Source organism: Rhizorhabdus sp. P4_G6 (assembly GCF_056401045.1).
Genome location: NZ_JBFUKC010000008.1, coordinates 1 through 24216 on the forward strand (window position 1 = coordinate 1; position 24216 = coordinate 24216).

The window sequence follows — 24216 nt, forward strand, 5'->3', positions numbered from 1 at the left end:
GGTGTCCTATGTCCGGTCGGGGCAGCCTGATCTTACCAATCGGCAGATGGCCCTGCTGCTGATCAGCTACATCACCCCGGGTCCTCACACCGTTCGCGGCTTGGCACAGCAACTCGGCGTTTCAAAGCCGGTCATCACGCGCGCCTTGAATACCTTGGGCTCGCTCGGCTATCTGCGCCGTGAGCGCGACGATAATGATCGCCGCAACATCTTCGTCGCCAAGACCGATAAAGGGGCCGCCTTCCTCGATGCGTTCGGAAAGTCCATCGATCTCGAGAAGATGCGCAACTGAACCGACCACCGGCGGCCGGCTCGCCTCGGCCGGCGCCTTTCATCTCGATGGACCGACGCGACGCCTGGACGGCCGGATCAACGCGTTTCGCCGCGATATCGCCGACGTAGCGCTGGCCGGCACCCTGTTCGCACCCCATTACGCCGCGCCTATGCCGCGCGTGGCGAGTGGCAGCGCCATGATCCGCACCGCGCCGGGTGACGATGCCGAGGCGGCTTCGCAGATTCTGCCGGGCGAGGAATTCGCCGTGCTGGACGTGGTCGCAGGCTGGGCCTGGGGCTATTCCAAGCACGACCATTATGTCGGCTATGTCGCAGCCGATTCATTGGCGCTACCCTTCGAGCCCGGCTTTCGCGTCTCGGTGCGCGAAGCGCTGCTGTTCTCCGGGCCGTCCATAAAGTCTCCGGTCATCGGAACGCTGCCGTTCGGCGCTCGGCTCGCCGGCGAGGCGGAGGGGGGCTTCGTCGCGCTCGCGACCGGCTTCGTTCACGACCGGCATGTCGCGCCGCTCGGCGAGCGGGCTGATGATGCCGTCACCGTGGCGGAGGTCTTCCTCGGCATGCCTTATCTATGGGGTGGCCGCGGTGCCGATGGCATAGACTGTTCGGGGCTGGTCCAGGTGGCGTTGGGGGCGACCGGCATAGCCGCACCGCGTGATACGGACATGCAGCGCGAGGCGTTGGGCGAGGCATTGGCCGAAACGGACCGACTCCGACGAGGCGACATCGTCAATTTCCCAGGCCATATCGGGCTGATGGTAGACGACTTCCGGTTGATCCATGCCAATGCCTATTGGATGAGCGTGGTGATCGAGCCGCTCGCCGATGTCGTGGCCCGTCTCGCCCCCAATCATGACCGGCCGATACTGAGCCGGCGGAGAATCATATCATGACGTCGAGGGTCTTCATCGACGGTGCCGCGGGCACCACCGGACTAGAGATCCGTGACCGGCTTGCCTGTCGCGACGATATCGAATTGCTGGCGATCGCCGAGGATCGGCGCAAGGACGCCTCTGCCCGTGCCGAGGCGCTCAATGYGGCCGACGCGGTGATCCTGTGCTTGCCGGACGATGCCGCGCGCGAAGCGGTCGCCCTGATCGAAAATCCCGGCACCCGGGTCATCGACGCGTCGACGGCGCATCGGACTGCGGGTTCATGGTCCTATGGCTTCGCCGAGCTGGAGCCGGATCAACGCGAGGTCCTGGCAAAGGCGACGCGGATCTCTAATCCGGGCTGCTACCCCACCGGTTTTCTGGCGCTGGTGCGACCGCTGGTGCGGGCCGGGCTGCTCCCTGCGGATACGCCCCTGTCGACGAACGCCGTCTCGGGCTATTCGGGCGGCGGCAAGTCAATGATCGCGATGTTCGAGGACGCGAACTCGCCGGAAGCGACCGAAACTGCTTTCCGGGCCTATGCCCTCGGGCTTGGCCACAAGCATGTACCCGAAATGCAGAAGCGTGCTGGTCTCGATCACCCGCCGATCTTCTTCCCCTCGGTGGCGCGGACCTATCGCGGCATGCTGGTAGAAATCCCCCTGCACCTGCACCTGCTGCCCCGCCGCCCGAGCGGCGATGCCCTTCGCGACGTGCTGAGCGAAGCTTATGCCGGCAGCGCGCTCCTCCGCGTGGCGCGCGACAATCCGCCCGCGCTGATGATCGAGCATGCGGCCGGCACCGATCGTCTCGACCTGTTCGTCTATGCAGATGAGAAAGCCGGCCAGGCGCGCCTGGTGGCGGCCCTCGACAATCTCGGCAAGGGCGCCGCCGGGGCCGCGGTCCAGAACCTCAACATCGCACTGGGCCTGAACGAGACGGAGGGACTGCGTCTCTAGACCGGCATTGTCATTCCCTCCAAAGCGGAGCATTCTCTGTCCGTTTTGCGACAGGGGGAGATCGCGATGGTTCCTGTCTGGTATTGGATCGTCTCGGCCCTCATCCTGATCTGGAACCTGATCGGCTGCGCCGCCTGCTACAGCCAGATGACGGCGGGTCCTGACAAGATCGCCAAGCTGCCCGAAGCCCAGCGCGAGGCTTGGCTCGCCATGCCGCTTGCGGCAAAGGTCGCCTATGCCGTCGCCGTTGGCGCCGGCATGCTCGGCGCCGTGGCACTGTTGCTGCGGATGCTGGCCGCGGGCCCCCTGTTCATCGCCTCGCTGGTTGGCGTGATCGTCCAGTTCGGCTGGTTCCTCGTAGTCTTCAAGGGCGGAGCGAAGCTGGGGATATCATCGGCGGCTTTTCCGGCCTTCATAGCGCTGGTCGCCATGGGTGAGATCGGGTTCGCATGTGCGGCCAAGACCCATGGCTGGCTCGGCTGAGGCAGATAAGCAATCGGGAGACAGAGGATGACCGATCGTGCAGCGGTACCGGCATGGTACTGGATATTAGCCGTGCTTCTGTGCCTGTGGGGCGCGATGGGCATCTATTCCTTCTATACGGAACTCACCACATCCTATGACCAGCTGGCTGCCTCGATGGGCAAGGTCGAGGCCGACGCCGTCGCAAACATGCCGCAATGGCTCTGGTGGGTCTTCGGCGCGGCGGTTTGGAGCGGCACCTTCGGATCGCTCGCGCTGCTCCTGCGCAGTGCCTGGGCGCGACCGTTATACCTGATCTCGCTGGTCTCCGTGATCATCCAGTTCGGGTACATCTTCCTGATGACGAGCTTCCCCAAGGCCGTCGGGGCAGACTCGGCGGTTCTCCCAGCTATCATCATCCTGGTTGCGGGGTTCGAACTGTGGTTCGCGACATCGGCGAAGAAGAAGCGCTGGATCGGCTGAGCACCGCTTCGCGCCGACGCACCCCCCCGGCTACATCTCTCCACGCGCGCGGCGCAAGGCGTAAAAGCGCTGCACATTGGCGTTATGCTCGGCCAGGGTGTTGGCGAAGACATGGCCACCCTTGCCGCTGGCCACAAAATAAAGCGCCTTGCTCTTCGCCGGATCAAGCACGGCCTCGATCGCCGCGAGGCTCGGATTGGCGATCGGCCCGGCGGGAAGGCCGGTAGACGCATAAGTATTATAGCCGTTCACCGCGTTCAGTTCGGAGCGCTTGATCCGCCGGCCAAGCGGCTTACCCTTGGTGATCGGGTAGATCACTGTCGGATCGGCCTGCAGCTTCATCCCCTCGCGGATGCGATTCGAATAGACGGCGGCGACCATCGGCCGTTCCGACGCGATCCCGGTCTCCTTCTCGACGATCGAGGCGAGAATCAGCGCCTGGCGCTTGTCGCGCGCAACGGTGGTCGGCTTGCGTGCCGTCCAGGCGTCGTCGAGCGCAGTCCGCATCGCCACCTGCATCCGCGCGAGCACGGCAGCGCGCGGCTCACCCTTCTCATAGCTGTAGCTGTCGGGCAGCACCGATCCCTCCGCCGGGACGTCGACCGTGCCGGTGAGTTCGGGCTCGGCCATCAACCGCTCATAGACCAGGATCGACGGCATCCCTTCCGGGATGGTCACCAGATGCTGGACAGGTTTGCCGTGCTGGAGAATGTCGAGGATCGTTCGCCCACTGGCCCGCGCGGGAATCTCGAACTCGCCGGCTCTGATCGGAGAGTCGGGACCGAAACGGCGGGCAAAGCGCAGGAAATTGGTCGTCGACCGGATCGCTCCGGCCTGTTCCAACGCACGCGCGGCGGAGGCGAGTGTGTCGCCTCTCGCCACCTGCACCGTCACCGGCTTATCGAGCGGACCGTCGCCCCACCAGTCGCGCGATATCCACAATGCGGCGCCGCCGGCGACCAGCGCGAGTACCAGGATAAGCGCAATCAGGCGGCGCAGCATCGATGGCTTCCTGCGCCGACTCAATCCTCGACTGCGCGCATGATCAGGCTGGCATTGGTGCCGCCAAAGCCGAAGCTGTTGTTGAGCACCGCCTTGACCTTGCGCTTCTTGGCGACAAGCGGGACGAGATCGAAATCCTCAAGCCCGTCGCTCGGATTCTCGAGGTTGAGCGTCGGCGGCACGATCTGATCCCGTATCGCCAGGATGCAAAAGATCGACTCAACCGCGCCGGCGCCGCCCAGCAGATGGCCGATCGCCGACTTGGTCGAGCTCATCGACACCGTCTGAAGCGCATCGCCAAACAGCCGCCGAACCGCGCCGGCCTCAAGTTCATCGCCCAGCGGCGTCGAGGTGCCGTGCGCGTTGATATAGTCGATGTCCGATGGCTGCAGGCCCGACTTCTTGAGCGCCATCGCCATCGAACGATAGGCGCCGGATCCCTCGGGATGTGGCGCGGTGACATGATAGGCGTCGCCGGATAGGCCATAGCCGATCACCTCGGCATAGATCTTCGCGCCGCGAGCCTTGGCATGCTCATATTCCTCGAGCACGACAACGCCGGCCCCCTCGCCCATGACGAAGCCGTCGCGGCCCTTGTCATAAGGGCGGGATGCCTTCTCGGGCGTCTCATTATAGGCGGTCGACAGCGCGCGCGCCTGGGCGAAGCCGGCGATGCCGAGCGGGCAGATCGCGCCCTCCGCGCCGCCGGCTACCATGATGTCGGCATCGTCCATGGAGATCATCCGCGCGGCGTCGCCGATCGCGTGCGCACCGGTCGAGCAGGCGGTGACGACCGCATGGTTCGGCCCACGCAGACCATATTTGATCGAGACCTGGCCCGAGATGAGGTTGATCAGGCGGCCATGGACGAAATGCGGCGAGACACGGCGCGGCCCCTTTTCGTGGAGAACGATCGATTCGCTCTCGATGCCCGGCAGGCCGCCGATGCCCGACCCGATCGACAGGCCGGCGCGGTAGCTTTCCTCCTCGGTCATATCGAGGAGGCCGGCATCCTCGAGCGCCTGGCCGGCGGCATCGATGCCATAGATGATGAAAGGATCGACCTGGCGCTGAACCTTGTGATCCACGCGCTTGCCCGGATCGAACCCATAAGGATGATCGGGAGCCTTCACCTCGCAGGCGATCGTACAGGCCTGATCGCTCGGATCGAAGCGCGTGATCCGGGCGGCACCCGACTTGCCGGCCAGGATGTTGGCCCATGCGGTCTCGACGTCCGCCCCAAGTGGCGTGACCAGTCCCAATCCGGTTATGACCACGCGGCGCATGGCATTCTCCTGCATCTTGTCTTGAACGGCAAAGCGGCCCCCCGTCCCATCGGAAAGTCCGGGGTCGGGGAGCCGCTGAAACTGCTCGGCTCTGTCACCTGCCCCGGTCGGTCAACGGCCGGTGGGCGGAACGATCAGCCCTTGTGGCTTTCGATATAGCTGATCGCATCCTTGACGGTACCGATCTTCTCGGCGGCATCGTCAGGGATTTCGACCCCGAACTCTTCCTCGAAGGCCATGACCAGCTCGACGATATCGAGGCTGTCTGCGCCAAGATCGTCGATGAAGCTGGCTTCCTCGGTGACCTTCTCGGCCTCGACGCCCAGATGCTCCACAACGATCTTCTTAACGCGCTCAGCGGTCTCGCTCATGTTCTAAACCTTCCTTAGGGTCTCTTGCGCCTGCCCTAACGAGGGCCGACATTGCTTGCAAGCATGGTTTGATGACGGATGTGCAGCGCTTGATCCGGATTTAACCGGAAAGGCGACACCCGCCGGTTTCAGATCATGGCCATCCCGCCGTTCACATGCAGGGTCTGGCCGGTGACATAGGACGCCTCCGGGCTCGCCAGATAGACGACCGCCGCGGCGATATCGCTACCCTCGCCCAGCTTGCCGGCCGGGATCTTGCCGAGCAGCGCGTCCTTCTGTGCGTCTGGTAACCCGTCCGTCATTGCCGAAGCGATGAAGCCGGGCGCGACGCAGTTCACCGTGATATTGCGGCTCGCAAGTTCCTGCGCCAGCGCCTTGGACATGCCCACCAGGCCGGCCTTGGAGGCGGCATAATTGGCCTGCCCGGGGTTGCCGGTGGTGCCGACGATCGAGGTGATCGTGATGACCCGTCCGAAGCGCGCCTTCATCATCGGCTTGGTCGCAGCGCGGATCAGCCGGAATGCGGCTTCGAGATTGACCGAGATCACCTGATCCCACTCCTCGTCCTTCATCCGCATGATCAGATTGTCGCGCGTGACGCCGGCATTGTTCACGAGAATGTCGATCTTGCCGAGCGCCTCTACGGCGCGCGGGATCAAAGCATCGACAGCAGCGGCCTCACCCAGGTTGCACGGCAGCACCACGACGTCGCCGCCGATCTCCGCCGCCACGGCCTGCAGCGCTTCCTCGCGGGTGCCGGACAGAGCGACCCTGGCGCCCTGCGCCGCCAATGCCTTGGCGATGGCCGAGCCGATGCCGCCCGAGGCGCCGGTGACCAATGCGGTCATGCCTGAAAGATCGAACATATTCTTCCTCCCCACCCACTCCGTCATCCCGGTGGATGCCGGGGTGACGTGAAACTACAGACTCGCCGCGAATGCCTCGATATCGGCCATCGTCACGACGCTCGTCGCCAGCGCCTTGTCGGTGATGTCCTTGACCATCGGGCCGACCACCTTGCCGCCGAACTCGACGAACTGCTCGACGCCGGCATCGGCCATCGCCGCAACGCTCTCGCGCCACCGCACCGTACCGGTCACCTGCTGGACGAGCAGTTTGACGATTTCCTGCGGCGCCGCGGCCGGGGCTGCGGTGACGTTGGCGTAGACCGGGACCAGCGGGCTCTGCACCGCGGTCGTCCCAAGCGCTTCCGCCATCGCTTCGGCGGCAGGCTGCATCAGCGAGCAGTGGAATGGCGCCGATACCGGCAGAAGCAGCGCGCGCTTGGCGCCGCGCGCCTTGGCAATCTCTATCGCTCGCTCGACGGCGCCCTTGTGCCCGGAGACGACGACCTGACGGTTGCTGTTATCATTGGCCGCCTCGCAGACCTCGCCTTGAGCCGCTTCCTCGGCGACCGTCTTCGCGCCTTCGAAGTCGAGTCCCAGAAACACCGCCATCGCCCCCACGCCAACTGGCACGGCCGCCTGCATCGATTGGCCGCGAAGCTTCAGCAGCCGCGCTGTCGTGGCCAGATCGATCGCCTCGGCTGCACACAGCGCGCTATATTCGCCCAGGCTGTGTCCGGCGACGAAGGCAGCCTTGTCGACCAGGCTGACGCCACCTTCCTTCTGCAGCACGCGCCAGGTCGCGATGGCGTTGGCCATGATGGCGGGCTGGGCATTCTCGGTGAGCATCAACTCGTCGGGCGGGCCCTCGACCATCAGCTTGAACAAATTCTGGCCGAGTGCATCGTCGACCTCCTGGAAGACCTCGCGCGCCACGGTGCTGGCGTCGGCGAGGACCTTGCCCATGCCTACGGCCTGGCTGCCCTGGCCGGGAAAGATGAATGCGCGCATCGAGGCTCCCTTCGTCTGGCGAGCGGCAGTAGGAAAGAGCCGCTGCCGAGGCAAGCCCAAAGGCCTGCGGCGCCTTACCGCTTCAGCCGGCCGAAAGGCAGCAACTGCTTTGCGAGCGCCTGCGTGGCGCCACGGTCACCCGCGCGGAGCGGCACCAGCAACGCTGCGGCGTTGCGCTGCATGATGGTGTCGATCGGTAACACGATTTTGGCGGCACTCGCGGTTTCGGCAAGGGCGCGGCCGCGCGGATCAGCAGGATCTATCGCCAGCCTCAGCAGCGCTGCCAGGCCTGGAAACAGCGCCCGGTTGCCGCCAAGCGCGACCGCACGATCCATCATCGCCAGACCTGTCGCTTTCTTCGCGCCGATCGCCATGCCCGCAACGAAGCCGCCCAGAGCGATCACCGAATCCAGATGCCAGGTCCCGATCGCCGCTGCGGCGTCCGCATCATTTGGGGACACAGCGGCAAAATGTTCGAACAACCGTCGCGCCGCCACCGCATCGCGGCGGCTGCGCGTCAGCTTGGCACGGTAGCCCAGTGCCATCGCCCGCACGAGAGCGGCTTCGTGATTGCTCCCATCGCGCGCCAGCAATGCAGCGGCGCCCCTGTCTGCCTCGTCGATCAGCGCGAGGGCGCTCGCCTTGTCGCGCGACTGGAAGGCGGCTTCGGTAAGGATCTGGCGCGGTGTCGCGGCGAGAAGCGGTACCGCCAGGGCGGGTATCGCGATGAGGGCGAATGCGGCTAATCCGCGTGGTGTCATCAAAGCAGCTTCATCGTCGGATCCTACACGCTGCCCCTTCCTCAACCATTCCCCCTCCTCCCGGTTCCGCACGACCTCCCGCACTTGCCTTCATGGCGATATTCCGCCATAGGCCGCCGCAGCCGGGGTAGAGACTCGTTCTCTGCCCCTGCGCATTTTGGAAGACAGCCGGAGGGGCGTTCGTGATTGGCACGACGTCAGCGATCGGCCAAATGTAAGGAAGACGCGAACATGGCTCTCTACGAGCATGTGTTTCTCGCGCGTCAGGATCTGGCTCAAGCTCAGGTCGACGCGCTGGCGGAAGCCGCCACCCGAATCGTCGAAGATGGCAAAGGCAAGGTCGTCAAGACCGAGACCTGGGGTCTTCGCAGCCTCGCCTATCGCATCGCGAAGAACCGCAAGGCGCATTATGTGATGCTCCAGATCGACGCCCCCGCGGGTGTGGTCGCCGAGCTCGAGCGCCAGACTGCGATCAACGAAGACGTGATCCGCTACATGACCATCCGTTTCGACGAGCTGGAAGCCGGCCCGTCGGCGATGATGCGCCGTGGCGAGCGCAACGAGCGCGACGGCCGCCGTGACGGCCGTGGTGATCGCGGCGACCGTGGTGATCGTGGCGATCGGGGCGACCGCCCCCGCCGCGATGATCGCGAAATGGCGTAAGGGAGAATAGACACATGGCACGCGCATTTTTCCGCCGCCGCAAGAGCTGCCCTTTCTCCGCGAAGGATGCTCCCAAGATCGATTTCAAGGATGTCCGTCTGCTGCAGGGCTTCGTGTCCGAGCGTGGCAAGATCGTTCCGAGCCGCATCACTGCGGTGTCCGCCAAGAAGCAGCGCGAACTCGCCAAGGCGATCAAGCGCGCCCGTCACATCGGGCTGCTTCCCTACATCGTCAAGTAAGAAGGGAGGACCGCCACCATGGACGTGATCCTGCTCGAACGCGTTGAAAAGCTGGGCCAGATCGGGGACGTCGTCTCCGTCAAGGCCGGGTTTGCACGCAATTATCTGCTGCCCCGCAAGAAGGCACTGCGCGCCAACGAAGCCAATAAGAAGGTCTTTGAGGCGAACCGCGCCCAGATCGAAACAGACAACGCCAACCGCCGCGTCACTGCGGAACAGGAAGCCGGCTCGCTCGAAGGCAAGTCGGTCGTCCTGATCCGCCAGGCATCGAACACCGGCCAGCTCTACGGCTCGGTTTCGACCCGCGACATCGCCGATGCACTCGCCGAAGACGGCATCAAGGTCGCCAAGTCGGCGATCGTGCTCAGCCGCCCGATCAAGGCGATCGGCGTTCACGAGGTGAAGGTCGTCCTTCACGCCGAGGTCAGCCGCAGCATCACCGTCAACGTTGCACGCTCGCCCGAAGAGGCCGAGCTGCAGTCGCAGGGCGTCGATGTCATGGCATCGATGTTCGAGCGCGACGAGGCCGGCTTCACCGAAGCTTATGATCCCAACGCCGAACCCGGCGAGATCAATGCGGATCTGCTCGAAGAGCAGCCCGCCGAAGAAGCCTGAGTCTTCGACCAGATAAGAAAAAGGCCGTCCAGAGCGATCCGGGCGGCCTTTTCTTATGCTGTCATCAGGTGCCGGTCGCGCTGATCGGCCTTAAGCTATGCAACCGCGGCGTAGAGTTCGCGCTCACGTGCGATCAGGATGTCGGCCAGAAACCAATAGGCCTCGCCCCAGGCGCTGAGCACCGTCTGGTCGACCGCATCGCCGAGAACATCCTTGATCGCTGGCAGCAGCGCGGCGGCAACCGCCGGATAATGCTCCGGCTTGACCCCGGTATCGACATGCCGCGCGCCCATCCGCTCCACCGCCGATGTGAGCGCACCGAGATTGTCGACATTCTTCGCATAGGCAAGGATCGCGGCGGCAAGCCGCTTTGGCTGCTCGCCCGACTCCTGCGCGGCCTGATCGAACAGGTCCTTGACCGCCGGATCGGTGAACAGGCGTTCGTACATGCGCGTCGTGATCGCCACGCCATGCTCCTGAAGCGCGGGCGCGGTAGCTTTGACGATGTCGATGGTCTGCTTCGATAGCGGCTTGCTCATGCGAATCCCCTTTAAGATGTATCTAACATACATCTACATAGGCTCCGAAGAAGATGCAAATTGAATATATCTTAGCGATCGCCTATCCTGCGGCATGCGCCTCTCCCGCCACACCGATTATGCGCTGCGCGTTCTGATCCACCTGGCGGTGCGGCCCGAACGCCGCGCATCCATTGCCGAAATCGCGCGCACCTACGCGATCTCCGAGAACCATTTGATGAAGGTGGTCCATCTCCTCGGCCGAGCCGGCTTCATCCGGACAACGCGCGGGCGCGGTGGTGGCATCACCCTGGCGCTGCCGGCAGAGCAAATCTCGATCGGCGCGGTTGTCCGCCATACGGAGCACGATCACGCTCTGGCGGACTGCCATACCTGTCTGATCGCACCCGCCTGCGGCCTCACGGGCGTGCTGGGCGAGGCTTTGGAGGCCTTTTTGGCGGTATTCGATCGATATACGCTGGCCGACATCTCGCGGCGGCGGCTGGATCTATCGGTCCTGCTCGGGCTGGAGCCTACCGAAGCGGCCTGACGCTTAGCGGGACGATGATGTCCCGTCCTCTACGCTCTCTCATCCGCGAGAAGAAAGCGGAAACCCATCGGGCCATGCCCTTTCCCGAGCGCGGGTGCGTCGAGCAGTGCTGCCCTGACGAACCCCCGCGCCCGGTCGATCGCCTCAGGTAGCGCCATGCCCTGCCCCAGCCCCGTAGCGATGGCGCTGGCCAGCGTGCAGCCCGTTCCATGATCATGGATTGTGTCGATACGCTGCGCCTCCCAGGACCGGGGCGAAACGCCACCGGAGAAGAGCATGTCGGTCAGGATGCCCTCCGACAGATTGGCTCCGGTAGCGAGAATCGCCCCGCTCCCATGCGCCATCAGGTGAGCGGCAGCCGCAGCGATCTCGGCCGCGCCGCGCAAGGCAAGGCCGCGCAGCGCAGCCAGTTCATCGATATTGGGCGTCGACACCGCCGCCCGGCCCAGCAGCCGGCAGAAAACGGCGATCGCCGCCTCGTCCGCCAGCCTGCTGCCGCTGGTCGCGATCATCACCGGATCGAACACCAGCGGAACTGCGGCCAGATCCGGCCGATCGAGCCGGTCGGCCACGGCTTCGGCGATCTCTGCCGAGCCGATCATGCCGATCTTGATCGCATCCACGCCGATGTCGCTCACCACCGCGTCGATCTGTGCGATCACCATCTCGACAGGCACGGCGTGAACCGCGGCGAYCCCCAGCGTGTTCTGCGCGGTCAGGGCGGTGATCGCCGTCATCGCATGACCGCCGAGCAGGGTGACCGTCTTGATATCCGCCTGGATGCCCGCGCCGCCGCCCGAGTCCGAGCCGGCGATGATCAGGATTCGCGCCATCGCCATAGTCTCAAGCGGCCTTGCGGACCGCCTCGCAAATCTGGTCGACCATGGTTTCGACGAGCTTGCGGTCCTCGCCTTCGGCCATCACCCGGATCAGCGGCTCCGTGCCCGATTTGYGGATGACGAGCCGGCCGGTGCCTTCGAGCTTCTCCTCCGCATCACTGATCGCGGCGATCACCTTGTCATCCTTCAGCGGCTCACCGCCAGTGAAACGGACATTCTTGAGAAGCTGGGGCAGCGGATCGAATAGGTGAAGCAGTTCATGGGCGGGCTTGCCGCTCTCAACCAGCCGCGCCAGCACCTGCAGCGCGGCGATCAGGCCATCGCCGGTAGTGGCGTGATCGGTCATGATGATGTGACCCGATTGCTCGCCGCCGACGTTGAAGCCCTCGGCACGCATCGTCTCGACCACATAGCGATCGCCGACCTGCGTACGGTGCAGGCTCAGCTTCTGAGATGCCAGGTAGCGTTCCAGGCCCAGGTTGGACATCACCGTGGCGACCAGCCCGCCGCCCTTCAGTTCGCCGCGATGGTTGGCGCCCGTGGCGATCAGCGCCATCAGCTGGTCGCCATCCACGACCTTGGCCTGATCGTCGACGATGATCAGCCGGTCGGCGTCGCCATCCAGGGCAATGCCGATGTCGGCGCGCGTCTCACGGACCTTGTCCTGCAGCGCTTTGGTGTCGGTCGAGCCGCACTTGTCGTTGATGTTGATGCCGTTGGGAGTCACCCCGATCGAGATTACATCGGCGCCCAGCTCCCACAACGCCGATGGAGCGACCTCATAGGCGGCACCATTGGCGCAATCGATGACGATGCGCAGGCCGTCGAGGCGAAGATGCTCCGGAAAGCTCGACTTGACCGCGTGGACATAACGCCCCCGTGCGTCCTCGACGCGGCGCGCACGGCCGATATCGGCGGAGGCCGCAAGCTTCGTCGATTTGTCCAGCCGCGCCTCGATCGCCGCTTCGTCGTCGTCCGACAGCTTGTAGCCGTCGGGCCCGAACAGCTTGATGCCGTTGTCGGCGAACATATTGTGGCTGGCCGAGATCATCACGCCGAGATCGGCGCGCATCGAGCGGGTCAGCATCGCGACCGCCGGGGTCGGAATCGGCCCCATCATCACCACGTCCATGCCGACGCTGGTGAAGCCCGCGACCAGCGCCGACTCCATCATATAGCCCGACAGCCGGGTATCCTTGCCGATGACCACGCGATGGCGATGCTCGCCGCGCAGGAAGTGTGCGCCCGCCGCCTGTCCCACCTTCATGGCGATCTCGGCCGTCATCGGGCTTTCGTTGGTGCGGCCCCGGATACCGTCGGTGCCGAAATATTTACGCGCCATATTAGGAGGGTCCCCGCCCGGATTTCCACCGTTAGATGCGCTCAAATACGCCGCGCCTCAAGCCCTTCACATCGGGCGATATCCACTCCGCCATTAAGGGGTGGGACTGACACGCCCACCGCTAGCAAGCCTTGAGCAGCGTCATGTCCAGCCTGCGCTTATTGGACACCATGCATCCACCTCCTGATGACCGGGGACAGGACGAACAGCACCACGCCTATGCCGATCGAGATGAGGCCAATCGTCTGGAACACGCCGGCATAGGTTTCGAGGCTGACCTTGAGGTTGGTGACCTGACCGCCGACCGTCTCGACGCTCGCGACCTGCGCGACCACGCCTGCGACATATTGGGCGCAGCTGATCGACAGGAACCACAATCCCATCATCAACCCGACTACGCGCGCAATCGACAGCTTTGTGATCATCGACAGGCCGACCGGCGAGATGCAGAGCTCCGCCATCGAGTGGATCAGGTAGAGCAAGGCCAGCCACCATACCGACACCTTGAAGTCCGCCCCGGCATAGCGCGTTCCCCACACCAGCGCGAGGAAGCCGAGGCCGACGCCGGCCAGCGCGATCGCGAACTTGATCGGGATTGACGGCTCCAGTCCACGGCGGCCCAGCGCATTCCACATGACCGAGGTCAGCGGCGCCAGCACGACGATGAAGAAGGCGTTGAAGAACTGGGTCTGCCCCGCCGACATCGTGAACAGCCCGAAGATCGAGAGATCGGTGTTGCGATCGGCGAACAGCGTCAGCGATGAACCAGCCTGCTCGAACAGCGTCCAGAACACGACGTTGAAGATGATCAGGACGATGGCGGCGACCATCATCTGGAACTCGATGCGATTGCCTGCCTTCCAGGCCCATATCGGAATGAAGATGACCGACGCGAGGAAAGTGAAGAACAGCACCTTGCCCATGATCGGCAGCGCCAGCAGATAGCCGACGATGCCGCTGCCGGCTTCGGCGCTCTGGCTGCTCATCAGGTTGGTGAAGAGAAACCAGCCGATCGGGATCGCTGCGATCGCGCCGATATAGATCAGCGGCGAGCGGTCCTTGGTCTGTCCCGGCGGCGGATCGCCATAGCCCGCCAGCTTGTCGCCAGCGAACTGGATCAGGCCCCAGCTGATCATCATGCCCATCGCGGCGAGGCCGAAGCCTGCCCACCAGCCTAGCGCGACGGCAAGGAATGGACAGAGGATCTGCGAGAAGAGCGATCCAAGGTTGATCCCCATATAGAAGATGGTGAAGCCGGCATCGCGCCTGCGATCGCCGACCGGATAGAGCGCGCCGACGATCGTCGAGATGTTCGGCTTGAAGAAGCCGTTGCCGATCGTGAGCAGCGCCAGTGCAACCAGCATCAGCCCGGTATGGACGGCGCTGCGGTCTGCATCGGACCTGAAGCCGCCCTTGGCGATCGTGCGCACCACCTGGCCATCAGGCGCCGCCAGGGTTACCGACCCGTCCTCCTGGCCCTTGATCGCCAGCTTCTGACCGTTGTCGACGATATATTGCTGCTTGGCCTCGTCGATGACCACCTCATAGCGGGTGCCATCGACAAGCGCATAGGGCTTGGCCGTGGGGCCGCCGAAGCACAGCGTAAAATAGGCGATCGACATCAGGATCGCGCCGAACTTCACCGATCGCTTCGAACCGAGATAGCGATCCGCGAGAATGCCGCCGATCAGCGGGGTCAGGTACACCAGCGCCGTGAAACCGCCGTAAAGCCCGTTGGTGGTCTGGTCGCTGAACAGGAAATGCTGGGTGAGATAGAGGGTGAGAAGTGCCCTCATCCCATAATAGCCGAAGCGCTCCATTGCCTCGGTCGAGAACAGCCTGGCAAGCTGCCTGGGGTGGCCGAACCAGTCGTCGCCGTCGGATCGGCTCAGATGGGGGGTTCCGGGCTCGGTGGTGGCATCGGCGTCGGGATTGACCATGAAGTGCTTTCTGTTCTGTGCGTTGGGCTCTTGGGGCGCGCCCGCGCCGCCGCTGCCTTCATGGATGTAAAGAGTAACAACGATTCCGGCCCTGTGAAGCTGAATGTTGATGCGGTAGGGAGGCCGACATGTTCAACGATCTCAGCTCGACCGCTACCCTGCTTGCCACCCGCCGTTCGGCCAAGCCGCGCGACATGGTGGCGCCCGGCCCCAACAGCGCGCAATTGCGCCAGATCCTGGAGGTCGCCATGCGCGTGCCGGACCATGGCAAGCTGAACCCCTGGCGGTTCGTGATCATCGAAAGCGATCGCCGCCGCGCCTTCGCGGATCTGCTGCAGGACGCCTATCGCGCCGAGAAGCCGGATGCCGGCCGGATCGAACTGGAGGCGATGGATCAATTCGCGCACCAGGCGCCGGTGCTCGTCGCCGTGCTGTCCACCCCCGCTGCGAACAGCAAGATCCCGCGCTGGGAACAGGAACTTTCGGCCGGGGCAGCCTGCATGAATCTGCTGATGGCTACCCATGCCGCGGGTTTCGTCGGCTGCTGGCTGACGGGATGGGCGGCCTATGACGCGCAGGTTCTAGAATCGCTGGGCGGCGCACCGCAGGACCGCATCGCCGGTTTCCTCTTCCTCGGCTCGCCATCGCGTCCGCTCGAGGAGCGGCCCCGGCCGACGTATGAAGCTGTCGTTTCGACATGGAAAGGCTGATTGCCGTTGACGCGCCCTGCTGTGTTAGGACAGTGTGACGCCATGAGCAGCCAGGATCGCCCCGTATATCTTCGCCTTCGCGATATCATCGCCGAGTCGATCCTTGATGGCACGTTCGGTGATGGTGACGCACTGCCGTCGGTGCGCGTTTTTGCTGCGCAGCATGGCGCCAACCCGCTGACCGCTGCAAAAGCCTATCAGGGATTTCAGGACGAAGGCTTCGTCGCGGTAAAGCGCGGCGTGGGCATGTTCGTGGCCGAGGGGGCGACCGCGCGCCTGCGCCACGAGGCGCGGGAGACCTTCCTGCGCGACGAGTGGCCGCGCGTCGTGCGGAGCATGCGGCGCCTCAAGATAGACCCGGCCGACCTGCTCGAACGCGTCGACAGCTGATCCTTGCCCTTCCCGGCTACGCGCTATAGCGGCGCGGAGATGATCTCGACCCGTATCATCTCCGCAGACGAAGCCGGCATCGCCGAGGCCGCCGCGCTGATCAGGCGTGGCGTACCGGTCGCCGTGCCGACCGAGACGGTCTATGGGCTGGCTGGAGACGCAACATCGGGCGAGGCCGTGGCGGCGATTTATGCCGCCAAGGGACGGCCCAGCTTCAATCCGCTGATCGTCCATGTGGCAGATCTTGCGATGGCCGAAGGTCTGGCGCTTTTCTCGCCACTCGCCCGTCGCCTTGCGGAGGCCTTCTGGCCAGGGCCCCTGACGATGGTCCTGCCCACCGGAGCCAGTGCCAGGATCGCGCGCCTGGTCACTGCCGGCCTGGAGACGATCGCCGTCCGTGCACCCGCGCACCCCGTCATGCGCGCCCTGATCGCCAGCGTCGGCCATCCTCTTGCGGCGCCGTCCGCCAACGCCAGCGGTTCGATCAGTGCGACCCGCGCCGAACATGCCGCACGATCGCTCGATGGGAAGATCGAACTTGTGCTCGATGGCGGCGCCACCGAAGTTGGAATCGAGTCGACCATCGTCGCGGTCGCGGACGGCGGACTACGATTGCTGCGCCCGGGCAGCGTGACCGTGGAGATGCTGGAACTGGTCGCGGGGATGGCCGTCGACACCGGTGACAACGGCGAGATCGAGGCGCCGGGACAGATGCTCAGCCATTATGCGCCAGCGAAGAGGGTGCGGCTCGATGCCGACATTGCGGGCGCGGACGAGTTCCATATCGGTTTCGGCCCGGTCGCCGGACGAAGCAGCTTGTCGGATCGCGGCGATCTCGCCGAGGCCGCGACCCGACTATTTGATATGCTTCACGAGGCGGATCGATCGGACGCTGCAGCAATCGCTGTCGCACCGATACCCCGCGCCGGCCTCGGCCTCGCGATCAACGACCGGCTGGAGAGAGCCGCAGCGCCCCGCCCGCCCAGCGATGAATCTGAAACAAGTCCGGGATGACGAGCGTCAAGCCGGCGCGTTCGTCTTGAGGCGCGCAGCATAGCTCTTGCGGAATTTCGCGAGCTTGGGCGCCACCACCATCACGCAATAGCCGTTGTTCCCTCCCTCGCGAGCAAAATATTCCTGATGATAATCTTCGGCGACATACCAGGGCGCGTCGGGCTCGATGGTGGTGACGATCCGCTGCGGCCAATCGGCCTGGGCCCGTTCGATCGCAGCCTCGGCTTCGGCCTCCTGCTCCGTCGAATGCGGAAAGATCGCCGATCGATATTGTGTGCCGACGTCATTGCCCTGCCGATTGAGCTGGGTGGGGTCGTGGACGTGAAAGAAGATATCGAGGATTTCGCCATAGCTGATCACCTCGGGATCGAACGCAACCCGGATTGCCTCGGCATGGCCGGTACGTCCGCCGCACACCTGCTGATAGGTAGGATTAGCGACTTGCCCGCCAATATAGCCGCTCTCGACCGAACTCACTCCGATCACATCGTCGAATACCGCTTCGATGCACCAGAAGCAGCCACCGGCCAGCGTAGCGATTTCCTGAGCCATATTTTCTCCAGCTTGGCCCCAGCGAAGTCGGGTCCAGGCGCTCGATGGCGCAACTGGATACCGGCCTGCGCCGGCAGCACGACCTCTAAGAACATAGGTCGTCATTTCCGCGATGCAATGGAAGGTCAAAGCCAGAGGGCCGATAAGCCGGGTTCTGTCCACCAGCTCGCGCTGGATGGGCGATCATTCCTCTAGGACCGGGCTCGCACCCGGCCTCCAGCAATCAACCCGGACGACCGGGCGGAGTAGCCCATATGCCGTCCCTATTCGATCTTGCTCCCGGTGGGGTTTACCATGCCGTTCCCGTTGCCGGGTCCGCGGTGCGCTCTTGCCGCACCCTTTCGACCTTGCCCGGAACTCCGAAGAGTCCGCCGGGCGGTCTGCTTTCTGTGGCACTGTCCCTGGGGTCGCCCCCGCCGGGCGTTACCCGGCACCGTTACTCCTTGGAGCCCGGACTTTCCTCCCCGCGCCGCATAAACGGTGCGCAGCGATCGCCTGGCCCTCTGGTGGGACGCTGTTAGGGCGTTTTGCCGCTGGGCTCAAGCAGCGCGTCGCCCTCGCGGTGGAGCAGCAACCTCAGCAGGATACCGCGCGTCTCGCCATCCGCGATGCCGTCGATAGTCTCGGGGCGGAACCGGCGCTGGAAGGCGGTGACCGCCGCAGGGCCGTCGCTGACGTCATAGCCGAAGCGTTCGAGCGCGAGCAGGAAGCCACCTGGAGTCCAATGCGGATCCTGCAGCCCGTGCCGCGGCCGCTTGATGGCCAACCCGAGCTTGCCGAGCAGTTCCCAGTCGAACAGTTCGCCGGGGTCCTGCTTGCGCTGGGGCGCGACGTCCGAATGACCGACGACATTGGCCGGCGCTATGCCATGGCGCTTTGTGACGTCGGCGATCAGCGGCACCAGTGCATCCATCTGCGCCCTGGGGAACGGCCGATAGCCAAGCTCGTGCCCGGGGTTGACGATCTCAATACCGATGCTGGCTGAATTAACGTCGGTGATCCCGCGCCAGAATGATCTGCCCGCATGCCAGGCGCGGCGTTCCTCCGGCACCAACCGAACGATCTGACCGTCCTCGGCCACAAGATAATGGCTGGAAACCTTGGCATCGGCATCGGTCAGCCGCGCGATCGCGGACGCCGCGTCCTCCATGCCGGTATAATGCAGCACGAGCATCGAGACCGGCAATGCGCGCTCGTCATAATTCGGCGACGGGCAATCGATCATCTCGCTCATGACCGTGCCTTACCCCCGCATTGGAGGGCTAGCAACGCGTCAGGCGGCGTTTGCGACGGCGGCGTAGCCGGCGGGGCGATAAACCGCCTGCAACACCGGGTCGCTTATGAACCGGTTGGAGCTGCCAAGCGTGGTTTCTCCCGCGCCGAGCAGAAGCACGCCGTCACCCGCGATGGCGAGTGCCAGACCTTCGAGCATCTGGTGGCGACGCTCGGGTGAAAAGTAGAGCAGCGCATTTCGGCACAGGATGAGGTCGAAGCGCCCACCGGCAGGCGGTGGCCCGAGCAGATTATGCCGCGTGAAGGTGACCAGCGATGCCAGCTGGGGCTTGGCGCGCCAGCCCTCATCCAGCACCGGATCGAACCAATTCACCAGATGACGGATCGGCAGCCCGCGCTGCACCTCGAATTGCGTGTAGAGGCCCGCCCGCGCGCGGCCAACTGCCGAACGGGAGATGTCGCTCCCCAGTATCTCGATCTTCCACCCATTCCAACGCTCGCCCTGTTCAGCGAAGAGCATCGCCAGCGAATATGCCTCCTGCCCGGTCGAGCAGGCCGCCGACCAGATGCGCAACCGCTTGTCACGCTGCCGCGTTGCAGTCAGCCGGGACAGGACCTCCTCGCCGATCAGCTTGAACACAGCGGTATCGCGGAAAAAGCTCGTCTCGTTGTTGAGAAGCGCGTCGATGATGTCGAGCGACAGTTCGGGATCGGCAGAGCGCTCCAGTGCGGAAGCCAGATGATCGAAGCTTTCGATCCCGCGCGCGCGGCAAAGGGGGGAAAGGGTTGTTTCAATTCGCCAGAAGCGATCCTGTGACAACAATTGCCCGGTCGCCTTCTCGAACAGGCGAGCTATGACGAGGCCGGCGCGGGAGCTTACTTCCACGCCGGGCCTGCCACCCGGTTACAGACATGGCGCGCGAGACCCTCCGGCGCCATCACCATCGAGGCAAGCCCTGCCTGCGCGACCGAGCCCGGCATACCCCAGACCACCGACGTAGCCGCATCCTGGGCCAGAATTTCCGCGCCGCAGCGCACCATCGCCTCTGCGCCGATCGTGCCGTCCCGTCCCATGCCGGTGAGGACGACGCCGACTCCTTCGGTGCCATAGACCTCGGCCACCGCCTCGAACATCGGATCGACCGACGGCATGCAGCGGCTGGGCGCCGTGGTGGCATCGATGCGGATCACGATGCGGCTACCCTTGCGAGCCAGGCGGATATGCCCCTCCCCCGGCGCGATGAACATCTCACCGGGCCTTAACGCCATCCCGTCGGCAGCCACAGATGCAGGCCGCCCGGCGATATCGCGAAGCTGCGCCGCAAAATAGGGCATGAAGGGTGGCGGCAGGTGCTGGGYGATCAGAATCGGCGCATCGAAGCTCGGCGACAGCTGCCGAAGAAAAGCCGACAGCGCGTGTAGCCCGCCCGTGGACGCGCCGATGGCGAGGCAGGATATCTTTCCGCTCCTGGTCGGTCGCAACGATATCATCGGCACCGGCGCGATAGCCCGCGGCGCTGCGTCGCGTGCCTTGCTTTCCAGCTTTTCGGGGAGATGGCGGGCGTGGCCGATCCGCAACAGCGCCTCGATGAACTTGTGCGAGAACTCGCCGGCGAAGTTCCCCGCCGTCGGCTTGAGCAGAGTATCCGCGGCGCCCAGGGTCAGCGCCCGCACGGTCGCCGAAGCGCCTGCCTCGGCTGCGGACGATACGATCAGCACCCGCGCGCCATGACTGGCGGCAAGGATCTCGGGAAGGGCAGTAAGGCCGTCCTTGCCCGGCATCTCGACATCGAGGACGACGATGTCGATCTGGTGACCTGCGAGAAAGACGATGCCCTGGTCAGCGGTGGGCGCAGCGCCTGCTATCTCGAACTCGGGACGGGCCTCGAGCAGCCGCGCCAGCACGGTGCGGGCGACGAGCGAGTCGTCGACCAACAGCACACGAATGGGCCTGACCGCCGATCGGCTGCCATCCGCACTCCTATATCTGACGCGGCCATTGAGGCCCGCCTGCGCCATGACTCAGGCGACGCCGACGAGCTGCAGCTTGCTTTCCAGCGTCTCGCGATCGAAAGGCTTCATCATATATTCGTCTGCCCCCGCATCGATCGCGGCGCGAATATGTGCGACGTCGTTCTCGGTCGTGCAGAACACCACCTTGGGGCGATTGGAGATCGCCGCATCGCCCAGCGACCTCAGGAACTCCATGCCGCTCATCACCGGCATGTTCCAGTCGAGCAGGATGACATCTGGCAGGTTGCCGGCGTTGCAGCGGTCGAGGGCCTCGCGCCCGTCGCCAGCTTCCTCGACGTTGAAATGCAAGGCTTCCAATATGTGACGGGCGACCTTGCGGATCACCTTGGAATCATCAACCACCAGGCAGGTCTTCATCACGATCTTCCGTCTTGGCTATGCAGTGCGAGCACTATAGCGAGGAACTTGTAAGCGCGGCGTTAATGCCGGTTTCACGCCGCAAGATGGACTGGGCCGGCAACCATCGCGGGAACGTCGATCAACAACAAAGGCTGGCCCTGATATTCGAGCACGCCCCGGGAAAACTGCACCCAACCTGGCGAAAGCAGCGCCCGCGGCTCGGCCGGCGCACCTTCGATTGCCACGACGTCATCGACATTGTCGACGAGCAGTCCGTACAGATGCCCGTCCACGGTAACGATTACCGCCTGCTTCTCTCCGGCCGTGCTGCGATTGCCGCCGAGCGCGGCGATGGTGTCGATCACGGTCAACACGCGGCTGCGCAAGGCGAACAGGCCGAACACGTGCGGCGGCGCGCAGGGAACCGGGGCGATATCCTCGACCTCGACCACCGATTCCACGAAGGAAGCCGGAAGCGCGGCGCGCTGGCCGGCGACTTCGACGATGAGATAGAGATCGTTCATCATCATGCGTTTCGCTTGCTCCAATGCCGCCGCAGCTCGGCGGTGAGACCGGGCCGGTCGTATCGCCACAGGCTGTCGGGCGACGCACCGCGTTCCTCGGCCGTCGGGCGTAAGCGCAGGATGCTGCAGGTGCCGGTGCTGTCGAGCGCTGCGCCGTCGGGCACGATAACGAGATCTGCCGCTGCGGCTCCCTCGTCGTCGGAATAGACGACGCTGTAACCCGCCCCTTCGACCAGCGGCGCCAGCACCTGCCGCGTCCACGGGTCGTCGTCAGCGAGCAGGCAGACCGGACGGTGGGCAGGCTTCGCATCACCACCCGCGCCTTGCGCGAACAGCCAGAAAGCGTCGATGAACTCGATCGGCCGTTCTTCGACCAGCATGACGCCGGAAACCGGGCCCGGGACGGTGTTGCGCTGCAAATCGATCGCGACCGGCACGATGTCGATTACGCTGTCGATCGCATAAGCGAGCTCCTCGTTGCCGTCATGCATCCTGAGCACGCGGACCTTCGACTCGGAAATCGCCGCGCCGCAGGAAACGAGCGGCACCAACCGGCCGTCGATGTTGAGCCGGGCACGGCCCGCAGTCTTGCTGATCGAAGACGCGAAGCAATCCTCGATGCGCTCGACCAGTCCGAGGGGCACGCCGCGTTCGATGCCGTCGAGATCCCGGAACAGCAGCACCGGCACAGCGCCTTCTTCGTGCTGCACCTCTTCGACGTGCTCGGTGACGGCTTCGGCGCTGCCCTTGTCCTCCCGTCGGATGCCGGCCTTTTCGGCAACCCCCGCTACGTCGAGGAGCAGCATCGGCCGGCTGTTGTCAGGCAAGGTGGTGCCGCCATAGATACCGCACGCCATGACGACGGGCGCTGCCGGCTTTACCACCAGCTCCTCATGATCATGGACCGCCTCGACGGCGAGCGCATAGCGCGCCCCGCCGGACAGCTTGAGCACGACGAGATTGGTCTGCCGCGCCTTGTCGGTGAAGCCGAGCACATCGCCCAGCGATACGACCGGTAAACGCGTGCCGCGGATGAACACGATATCGGCACCGCCAAGCTGACTCATCTTCACTGCGTCGCCGCCGATCCGGACGATCTCGTCGATGGCCGAGCGTGGAATGGCGAAATGCTGGCCGCCGCTGCTGATGGTGAGCGCCGGGATGATGGTAAGCGTGAGCGGCACTCGCAGGGTAAGGCGCAGGCCGTTTCCGGGCCGGCTGTCGATATCGACGAGACCGCCGATTCGCTCGACGTTGGCGCGCACGACATCCATGCCGACACCGCGGCCCGAGATCGCCGTGACCTGCTGCGCCGTGGACAAGCCTGGTTCGAAGATCAGTTCGAGCTTGCGATCCCAGTTGAGCGTTGCAGCGCGCTCCTGGCTGATGATCCCGACCGCGATCGCCTTCTGGACGAGACGGTCGGCATCGATGCCGCGGCCGTCATCGATGACTTCGATGAGAATCTGGTTGCCGACCTGCCGGGCGCTGACATGGAGCCGACCTGCCATCGGTTTGCCTGCCAGTATACGGGCTTCAGGCGGTTCGATGCCGTGATCGATCGCGTTGCGCACTATGTGGGTCAGCGGATCGCGGATCATCTCGATCATTTCCCGATCGAGTTCGACATCACCGCCATCTATCTCGAGATGAACATGCTTGTTCAACTCGGTGGAGATATCGCGCACCATCCGCGGCAACGCCGTGAAGAGGTGCTCGACCCGCGCCATTCGGGTTCGGGTGATGGCATCGCGCATCTCCGCGATGCACAGCGACAACCGTTCGAAAGCGACTTCGGTAGTCGATTCGGTGCCATCGTCGCGAAGCCGCCGGGCGAGTTCGTTGCGAGCGAGCACCATGTCCGAAACGCCGGCCATCATGCGGTCGAGCAGGTCGACCGGAAGCCGGATCGTGCGCGAAACGGTGCGCGGCGTCAATGCGGCGTTCGCTGTCGTCATCTCGGCGGGCATCGCCGTCTCCGGCTCAGGATCGACCGCACCGGGCTGAAGCGCGGCGACAAGCAGGTGATCGTCGCCTTCGGCGACCACATGGCCGGTCTCGATAGCGTCGGCAAGTTCGGCGATCCGGTCGATCACCGCAAGCACGGCGCTGACGAGCTTGGGATCGGGACGGCGCCGGTCCGCACGAACGTCAGCCAGCACATCCTCTGCGGCATGACTGAGCTTTTCGAGCCGCGGCAGATCGAGAAAGCCGCAACTTCCCTTTACCGTGTGGACGAAGCGAAAGATCGCGTCGAGCCGCGAGCGGTCGTCGGGCGCGGCTTCCCACGCAACGATTTCACCGCCCAGCGCTTCGAGCGTCTCGCGGGTTTCCGCGACGAAATCGCCGAGCAGATCGTCCATCTCACCCT

At 64.5% G+C, this 24216-nt stretch carries 29 protein-coding genes and 1 other RNA gene; 12 read left to right on the top strand and 18 right to left on the bottom strand.

Annotation, left to right across the window (positions count from 1 at the left end; all coding sequences use genetic code 11):
• The first annotated feature begins 1 nt into the window (after position 1).
• The 5 genes from AC1DPF_RS10185 to AC1DPF_RS10205 all read left to right on the top strand — a co-directional run bounded on the left by AC1DPF_RS10185 (position 2) and on the right by AC1DPF_RS10205 (position 3067).
• Positions 2 to 292, top strand: a complete 291-nt coding sequence (locus AC1DPF_RS10185) for a MarR family transcriptional regulator (RefSeq protein ID WP_477961098.1) — start codon at positions 2 to 4, stop codon at positions 290 to 292.
• Entirely contained in the window at positions 249 to 1184 is a 936-nt protein-coding gene (locus tag AC1DPF_RS10190; RefSeq protein WP_477867365.1) for an NlpC/P60 family protein, read from the top strand. The genes AC1DPF_RS10185 and AC1DPF_RS10190 overlap by 44 nt, the downstream gene beginning before the upstream one ends.
• Positions 1181 to 2122, top strand: a complete 942-nt coding sequence (argC, locus tag AC1DPF_RS10195) for an N-acetyl-gamma-glutamyl-phosphate reductase (RefSeq protein ID WP_477961100.1) — start codon at positions 1181 to 1183, stop codon at positions 2120 to 2122. Before AC1DPF_RS10190 ends, argC begins: the two co-directional genes overlap by 4 nt.
• 66 nt (positions 2123 to 2188) lie before the next feature.
• A complete protein-coding gene (locus AC1DPF_RS10200) occupies positions 2189 to 2605 on the top strand; it encodes a hypothetical protein (RefSeq protein ID WP_477867369.1) in 417 nt (138 codons plus the stop codon).
• A gap of 27 nt (positions 2606 to 2632) precedes the next feature.
• Positions 2633 to 3067 (top strand): hypothetical protein, encoded by a 435-nt coding sequence (locus AC1DPF_RS10205; protein WP_477867371.1) that lies wholly within the window; start codon positions 2633 to 2635, stop codon positions 3065 to 3067.
• 30 nt (positions 3068 to 3097) lie between these two features.
• On the opposite strand, the gene mltG is transcribed toward AC1DPF_RS10205, so the two are convergent.
• The 6 genes from mltG to AC1DPF_RS10235 all read right to left on the bottom strand — a co-directional run bounded on the left by mltG (position 3098) and on the right by AC1DPF_RS10235 (position 8343).
• Positions 3098 to 4069, bottom strand: a complete 972-nt coding sequence (gene mltG, locus AC1DPF_RS10210; RefSeq protein ID WP_477867373.1) for an endolytic transglycosylase MltG — start codon at positions 4067 to 4069, stop codon at positions 3098 to 3100.
• 20 nt (positions 4070 to 4089) lie between these two features.
• The gene (fabF, locus tag AC1DPF_RS10215; protein WP_477867375.1) at positions 4090 to 5355 is read right to left on the bottom strand and encodes a beta-ketoacyl-ACP synthase II; all 1266 of its coding nucleotides are present in this window, start codon (positions 5353 to 5355) and stop codon (positions 4090 to 4092) included.
• Positions 5356 to 5489: 134 nt separating this feature from the next.
• Positions 5490 to 5726: an acyl carrier protein gene (locus AC1DPF_RS10220; RefSeq protein ID WP_477867377.1), complete on the bottom strand. Its 237-nt coding sequence runs from the start codon at positions 5724 to 5726 to the stop codon at positions 5490 to 5492.
• Between the two features lie 128 nt (positions 5727 to 5854).
• The gene (fabG, locus tag AC1DPF_RS10225) at positions 5855 to 6592 is read right to left on the bottom strand and encodes a 3-oxoacyl-[acyl-carrier-protein] reductase (RefSeq protein ID WP_477867379.1); all 738 of its coding nucleotides are present in this window, start codon (positions 6590 to 6592) and stop codon (positions 5855 to 5857) included.
• A gap of 54 nt (positions 6593 to 6646) precedes the next feature.
• Positions 6647 to 7582, bottom strand: coding sequence for an ACP S-malonyltransferase (gene fabD / locus AC1DPF_RS10230; RefSeq protein ID WP_477867381.1), 936 nt, complete (start codon positions 7580 to 7582; stop codon positions 6647 to 6649).
• A gap of 74 nt (positions 7583 to 7656) precedes the next feature.
• Complete coding sequence (locus AC1DPF_RS10235) at positions 7657 to 8343, bottom strand: hypothetical protein (protein ID WP_477867383.1); 687 nt, start codon at positions 8341 to 8343, stop codon at positions 7657 to 7659.
• A 231-nt stretch (positions 8344 to 8574) separates the two neighbouring features.
• On the opposite strand from AC1DPF_RS10235, the gene rpsF reads away from it, so the two are divergent.
• Genes rpsF through rplI form a run of 3 tightly spaced genes read left to right on the top strand, consistent with a single transcriptional unit; the run spans position 8575 to position 9860 of the window.
• On the top strand, positions 8575 to 9006 hold the full coding sequence (gene rpsF, locus AC1DPF_RS10240; RefSeq protein ID WP_477867385.1) for a 30S ribosomal protein S6: 432 nt from the start codon (positions 8575 to 8577) through the stop codon (positions 9004 to 9006).
• 14 nt (positions 9007 to 9020) lie between these two features.
• Complete coding sequence (gene rpsR / locus AC1DPF_RS10245; protein WP_037527061.1) at positions 9021 to 9245, top strand: 30S ribosomal protein S18; 225 nt, start codon at positions 9021 to 9023, stop codon at positions 9243 to 9245.
• Positions 9246 to 9263: 18 nt separating this feature from the next.
• Positions 9264 to 9860, top strand: a complete 597-nt coding sequence (gene rplI / locus AC1DPF_RS10250) for a 50S ribosomal protein L9 (RefSeq protein ID WP_477961102.1) — start codon at positions 9264 to 9266, stop codon at positions 9858 to 9860.
• A gap of 95 nt (positions 9861 to 9955) precedes the next feature.
• Here rplI and AC1DPF_RS10255 read toward each other — a convergent pair whose 3' ends face one another.
• Positions 9956 to 10399 (bottom strand): globin domain-containing protein, encoded by a 444-nt coding sequence (locus AC1DPF_RS10255; protein ID WP_477961104.1) that lies wholly within the window; start codon positions 10397 to 10399, stop codon positions 9956 to 9958.
• A gap of 94 nt (positions 10400 to 10493) precedes the next feature.
• Here AC1DPF_RS10255 and AC1DPF_RS10260 point away from each other — a divergent pair, with 94 nt between their 5' ends.
• The gene (locus AC1DPF_RS10260; protein ID WP_477867391.1) at positions 10494 to 10928 is read left to right on the top strand and encodes an RrF2 family transcriptional regulator; all 435 of its coding nucleotides are present in this window, start codon (positions 10494 to 10496) and stop codon (positions 10926 to 10928) included.
• Positions 10929 to 10957: 29 nt separating this feature from the next.
• Here the strand turns inward: AC1DPF_RS10260 and thiD are convergent, their stop codons facing one another.
• From thiD to AC1DPF_RS10275, 3 genes are all read right to left on the bottom strand, one after another.
• Complete coding sequence (gene thiD, locus AC1DPF_RS10265; protein ID WP_477961106.1) at positions 10958 to 11767, bottom strand: bifunctional hydroxymethylpyrimidine kinase/phosphomethylpyrimidine kinase; 810 nt, start codon at positions 11765 to 11767, stop codon at positions 10958 to 10960.
• A 4-nt stretch (positions 11768 to 11771) separates the two neighbouring features.
• Complete coding sequence (gene glmM / locus AC1DPF_RS10270; protein ID WP_477961108.1) at positions 11772 to 13109, bottom strand: phosphoglucosamine mutase; 1338 nt, start codon at positions 13107 to 13109, stop codon at positions 11772 to 11774.
• Between the two features lie 158 nt (positions 13110 to 13267).
• Complete coding sequence (locus tag AC1DPF_RS10275) at positions 13268 to 15049, bottom strand: peptide MFS transporter (RefSeq protein ID WP_477961110.1); 1782 nt, start codon at positions 15047 to 15049, stop codon at positions 13268 to 13270.
• 128 nt (positions 15050 to 15177) lie between these two features.
• Between AC1DPF_RS10275 and AC1DPF_RS10280 the strand changes: the two genes are divergently transcribed.
• The 3 genes from AC1DPF_RS10280 to AC1DPF_RS10290 are packed head-to-tail and all read left to right on the top strand — an operon-like array spanning position 15178 to position 17163.
• Positions 15178 to 15759 carry a nitroreductase family protein gene (locus AC1DPF_RS10280; protein WP_477961112.1) on the top strand — a complete coding sequence of 194 codons (582 nt, stop codon included), beginning with the start codon at positions 15178 to 15180 and terminating at the stop codon, positions 15757 to 15759.
• Positions 15760 to 15801: 42 nt separating this feature from the next.
• The gene (locus AC1DPF_RS10285) at positions 15802 to 16149 is read left to right on the top strand and encodes a GntR family transcriptional regulator (RefSeq protein WP_477961114.1); all 348 of its coding nucleotides are present in this window, start codon (positions 15802 to 15804) and stop codon (positions 16147 to 16149) included.
• Between the two features lie 39 nt (positions 16150 to 16188).
• Positions 16189 to 17163 (top strand): L-threonylcarbamoyladenylate synthase, encoded by a 975-nt coding sequence (locus AC1DPF_RS10290; protein WP_477961116.1) that lies wholly within the window; start codon positions 16189 to 16191, stop codon positions 17161 to 17163.
• Between the two features lie 6 nt (positions 17164 to 17169).
• Here AC1DPF_RS10290 and msrA read toward each other — a convergent pair whose 3' ends face one another.
• The 8 genes from msrA to AC1DPF_RS10330 form a co-directional block, all read right to left on the bottom strand.
• A complete protein-coding gene (gene msrA / locus AC1DPF_RS10295; protein WP_477867405.1) occupies positions 17170 to 17715 on the bottom strand; it encodes a peptide-methionine (S)-S-oxide reductase MsrA in 546 nt (181 codons plus the stop codon).
• A 127-nt stretch (positions 17716 to 17842) separates the two neighbouring features.
• An RNA gene (rnpB, locus tag AC1DPF_RS10300) (RNase P RNA component class A) lies at positions 17843 to 18222 on the bottom strand.
• Between the two features lie 10 nt (positions 18223 to 18232).
• A complete protein-coding gene (locus AC1DPF_RS10305) occupies positions 18233 to 18949 on the bottom strand; it encodes an N-acetylmuramoyl-L-alanine amidase (protein WP_477867407.1) in 717 nt (238 codons plus the stop codon).
• Between the two features lie 39 nt (positions 18950 to 18988).
• Positions 18989 to 19834: a CheR family methyltransferase gene (locus tag AC1DPF_RS10310; RefSeq protein WP_477961118.1), complete on the bottom strand. Its 846-nt coding sequence runs from the start codon at positions 19832 to 19834 to the stop codon at positions 18989 to 18991.
• Entirely contained in the window at positions 19825 to 20967 is a 1143-nt protein-coding gene (gene cheB / locus AC1DPF_RS10315) for a chemotaxis-specific protein-glutamate methyltransferase CheB (RefSeq protein ID WP_477961120.1), read from the bottom strand. The genes AC1DPF_RS10310 and cheB overlap by 10 nt, the downstream gene beginning before the upstream one ends.
• Positions 20968 to 20970: 3 nt before the next feature.
• Positions 20971 to 21339, bottom strand: a complete 369-nt coding sequence (locus AC1DPF_RS10320) for a response regulator (RefSeq protein WP_477867413.1) — start codon at positions 21337 to 21339, stop codon at positions 20971 to 20973.
• Positions 21340 to 21413: 74 nt separating this feature from the next.
• Positions 21414 to 21851, bottom strand: a complete 438-nt coding sequence (locus tag AC1DPF_RS10325; RefSeq protein WP_477867415.1) for a chemotaxis protein CheW — start codon at positions 21849 to 21851, stop codon at positions 21414 to 21416.
• A complete protein-coding gene (locus AC1DPF_RS10330) occupies positions 21848 to 24208 on the bottom strand; it encodes a chemotaxis protein CheA (RefSeq protein ID WP_477867417.1) in 2361 nt (786 codons plus the stop codon). The genes AC1DPF_RS10325 and AC1DPF_RS10330 overlap by 4 nt, the downstream gene beginning before the upstream one ends.
• Positions 24209 to 24216 lie beyond the last annotated feature (8 nt).

What these genes read in the sequence shown, in the direction of transcription:
- AC1DPF_RS10190 (WP_477867365.1), top strand. Translation starts at nt 249, where the DNA reads ATGCGTTCGGAAAGTCCATCGATCTCGAGAAGATGCGCAACTGAACCG.
- AC1DPF_RS10200 (WP_477867369.1), top strand. Translation starts at nt 2,189, where the DNA reads ATGGTTCCTGTCTGGTATTGGATCGTCTCGGCCCTCATCCTGATCTGG.
- AC1DPF_RS10205 (WP_477867371.1), top strand. Translation starts at nt 2,633, where the DNA reads ATGACCGATCGTGCAGCGGTACCGGCATGGTACTGGATATTAGCCGTG.
- mltG (WP_477867373.1), bottom strand. Translation starts at nt 4,069, where the DNA reads ATGCTGCGCCGCCTGATTGCGCTTATCCTGGTACTCGCGCTGGTCGCC.
- fabF (WP_477867375.1), bottom strand. Translation starts at nt 5,355, where the DNA reads ATGCGCCGCGTGGTCATAACCGGATTGGGACTGGTCACGCCACTTGGG.
- AC1DPF_RS10220 (WP_477867377.1), bottom strand. Translation starts at nt 5,726, where the DNA reads ATGAGCGAGACCGCTGAGCGCGTTAAGAAGATCGTTGTGGAGCATCTG.
- fabG (WP_477867379.1), bottom strand. Translation starts at nt 6,592, where the DNA reads ATGTTCGATCTTTCAGGCATGACCGCATTGGTCACCGGCGCCTCGGGC.
- fabD (WP_477867381.1), bottom strand. Translation starts at nt 7,582, where the DNA reads ATGCGCGCATTCATCTTTCCCGGCCAGGGCAGCCAGGCCGTAGGCATG.
- AC1DPF_RS10235 (WP_477867383.1), bottom strand. Translation starts at nt 8,343, where the DNA reads ATGACACCACGCGGATTAGCCGCATTCGCCCTCATCGCGATACCCGCC.
- rpsF (WP_477867385.1), top strand. Translation starts at nt 8,575, where the DNA reads ATGGCTCTCTACGAGCATGTGTTTCTCGCGCGTCAGGATCTGGCTCAA.
- rpsR (WP_037527061.1), top strand. Translation starts at nt 9,021, where the DNA reads ATGGCACGCGCATTTTTCCGCCGCCGCAAGAGCTGCCCTTTCTCCGCG.
- rplI (WP_477961102.1), top strand. Translation starts at nt 9,264, where the DNA reads ATGGACGTGATCCTGCTCGAACGCGTTGAAAAGCTGGGCCAGATCGGG.
- AC1DPF_RS10255 (WP_477961104.1), bottom strand. Translation starts at nt 10,399, where the DNA reads ATGAGCAAGCCGCTATCGAAGCAGACCATCGACATCGTCAAAGCTACC.
- AC1DPF_RS10260 (WP_477867391.1), top strand. Translation starts at nt 10,494, where the DNA reads ATGCGCCTCTCCCGCCACACCGATTATGCGCTGCGCGTTCTGATCCAC.
- AC1DPF_RS10275 (WP_477961110.1), bottom strand. Translation starts at nt 15,049, where the DNA reads ATGGTCAATCCCGACGCCGATGCCACCACCGAGCCCGGAACCCCCCAT.
- AC1DPF_RS10280 (WP_477961112.1), top strand. Translation starts at nt 15,178, where the DNA reads ATGTTCAACGATCTCAGCTCGACCGCTACCCTGCTTGCCACCCGCCGT.
- AC1DPF_RS10285 (WP_477961114.1), top strand. Translation starts at nt 15,802, where the DNA reads ATGAGCAGCCAGGATCGCCCCGTATATCTTCGCCTTCGCGATATCATC.
- AC1DPF_RS10290 (WP_477961116.1), top strand. Translation starts at nt 16,189, where the DNA reads ATGATCTCGACCCGTATCATCTCCGCAGACGAAGCCGGCATCGCCGAG.
- msrA (WP_477867405.1), bottom strand. Translation starts at nt 17,715, where the DNA reads ATGGCTCAGGAAATCGCTACGCTGGCCGGTGGCTGCTTCTGGTGCATC.
- AC1DPF_RS10305 (WP_477867407.1), bottom strand. Translation starts at nt 18,949, where the DNA reads ATGAGCGAGATGATCGATTGCCCGTCGCCGAATTATGACGAGCGCGCA.
- AC1DPF_RS10320 (WP_477867413.1), bottom strand. Translation starts at nt 21,339, where the DNA reads ATGAAGACCTGCCTGGTGGTTGATGATTCCAAGGTGATCCGCAAGGTC.
- AC1DPF_RS10325 (WP_477867415.1), bottom strand. Translation starts at nt 21,851, where the DNA reads ATGATGATGAACGATCTCTATCTCATCGTCGAAGTCGCCGGCCAGCGC.
- AC1DPF_RS10330 (WP_477867417.1), bottom strand. Translation starts at nt 24,208, where the DNA reads ATGGACGATCTGCTCGGCGATTTCGTCGCGGAAACCCGCGAGACGCTC.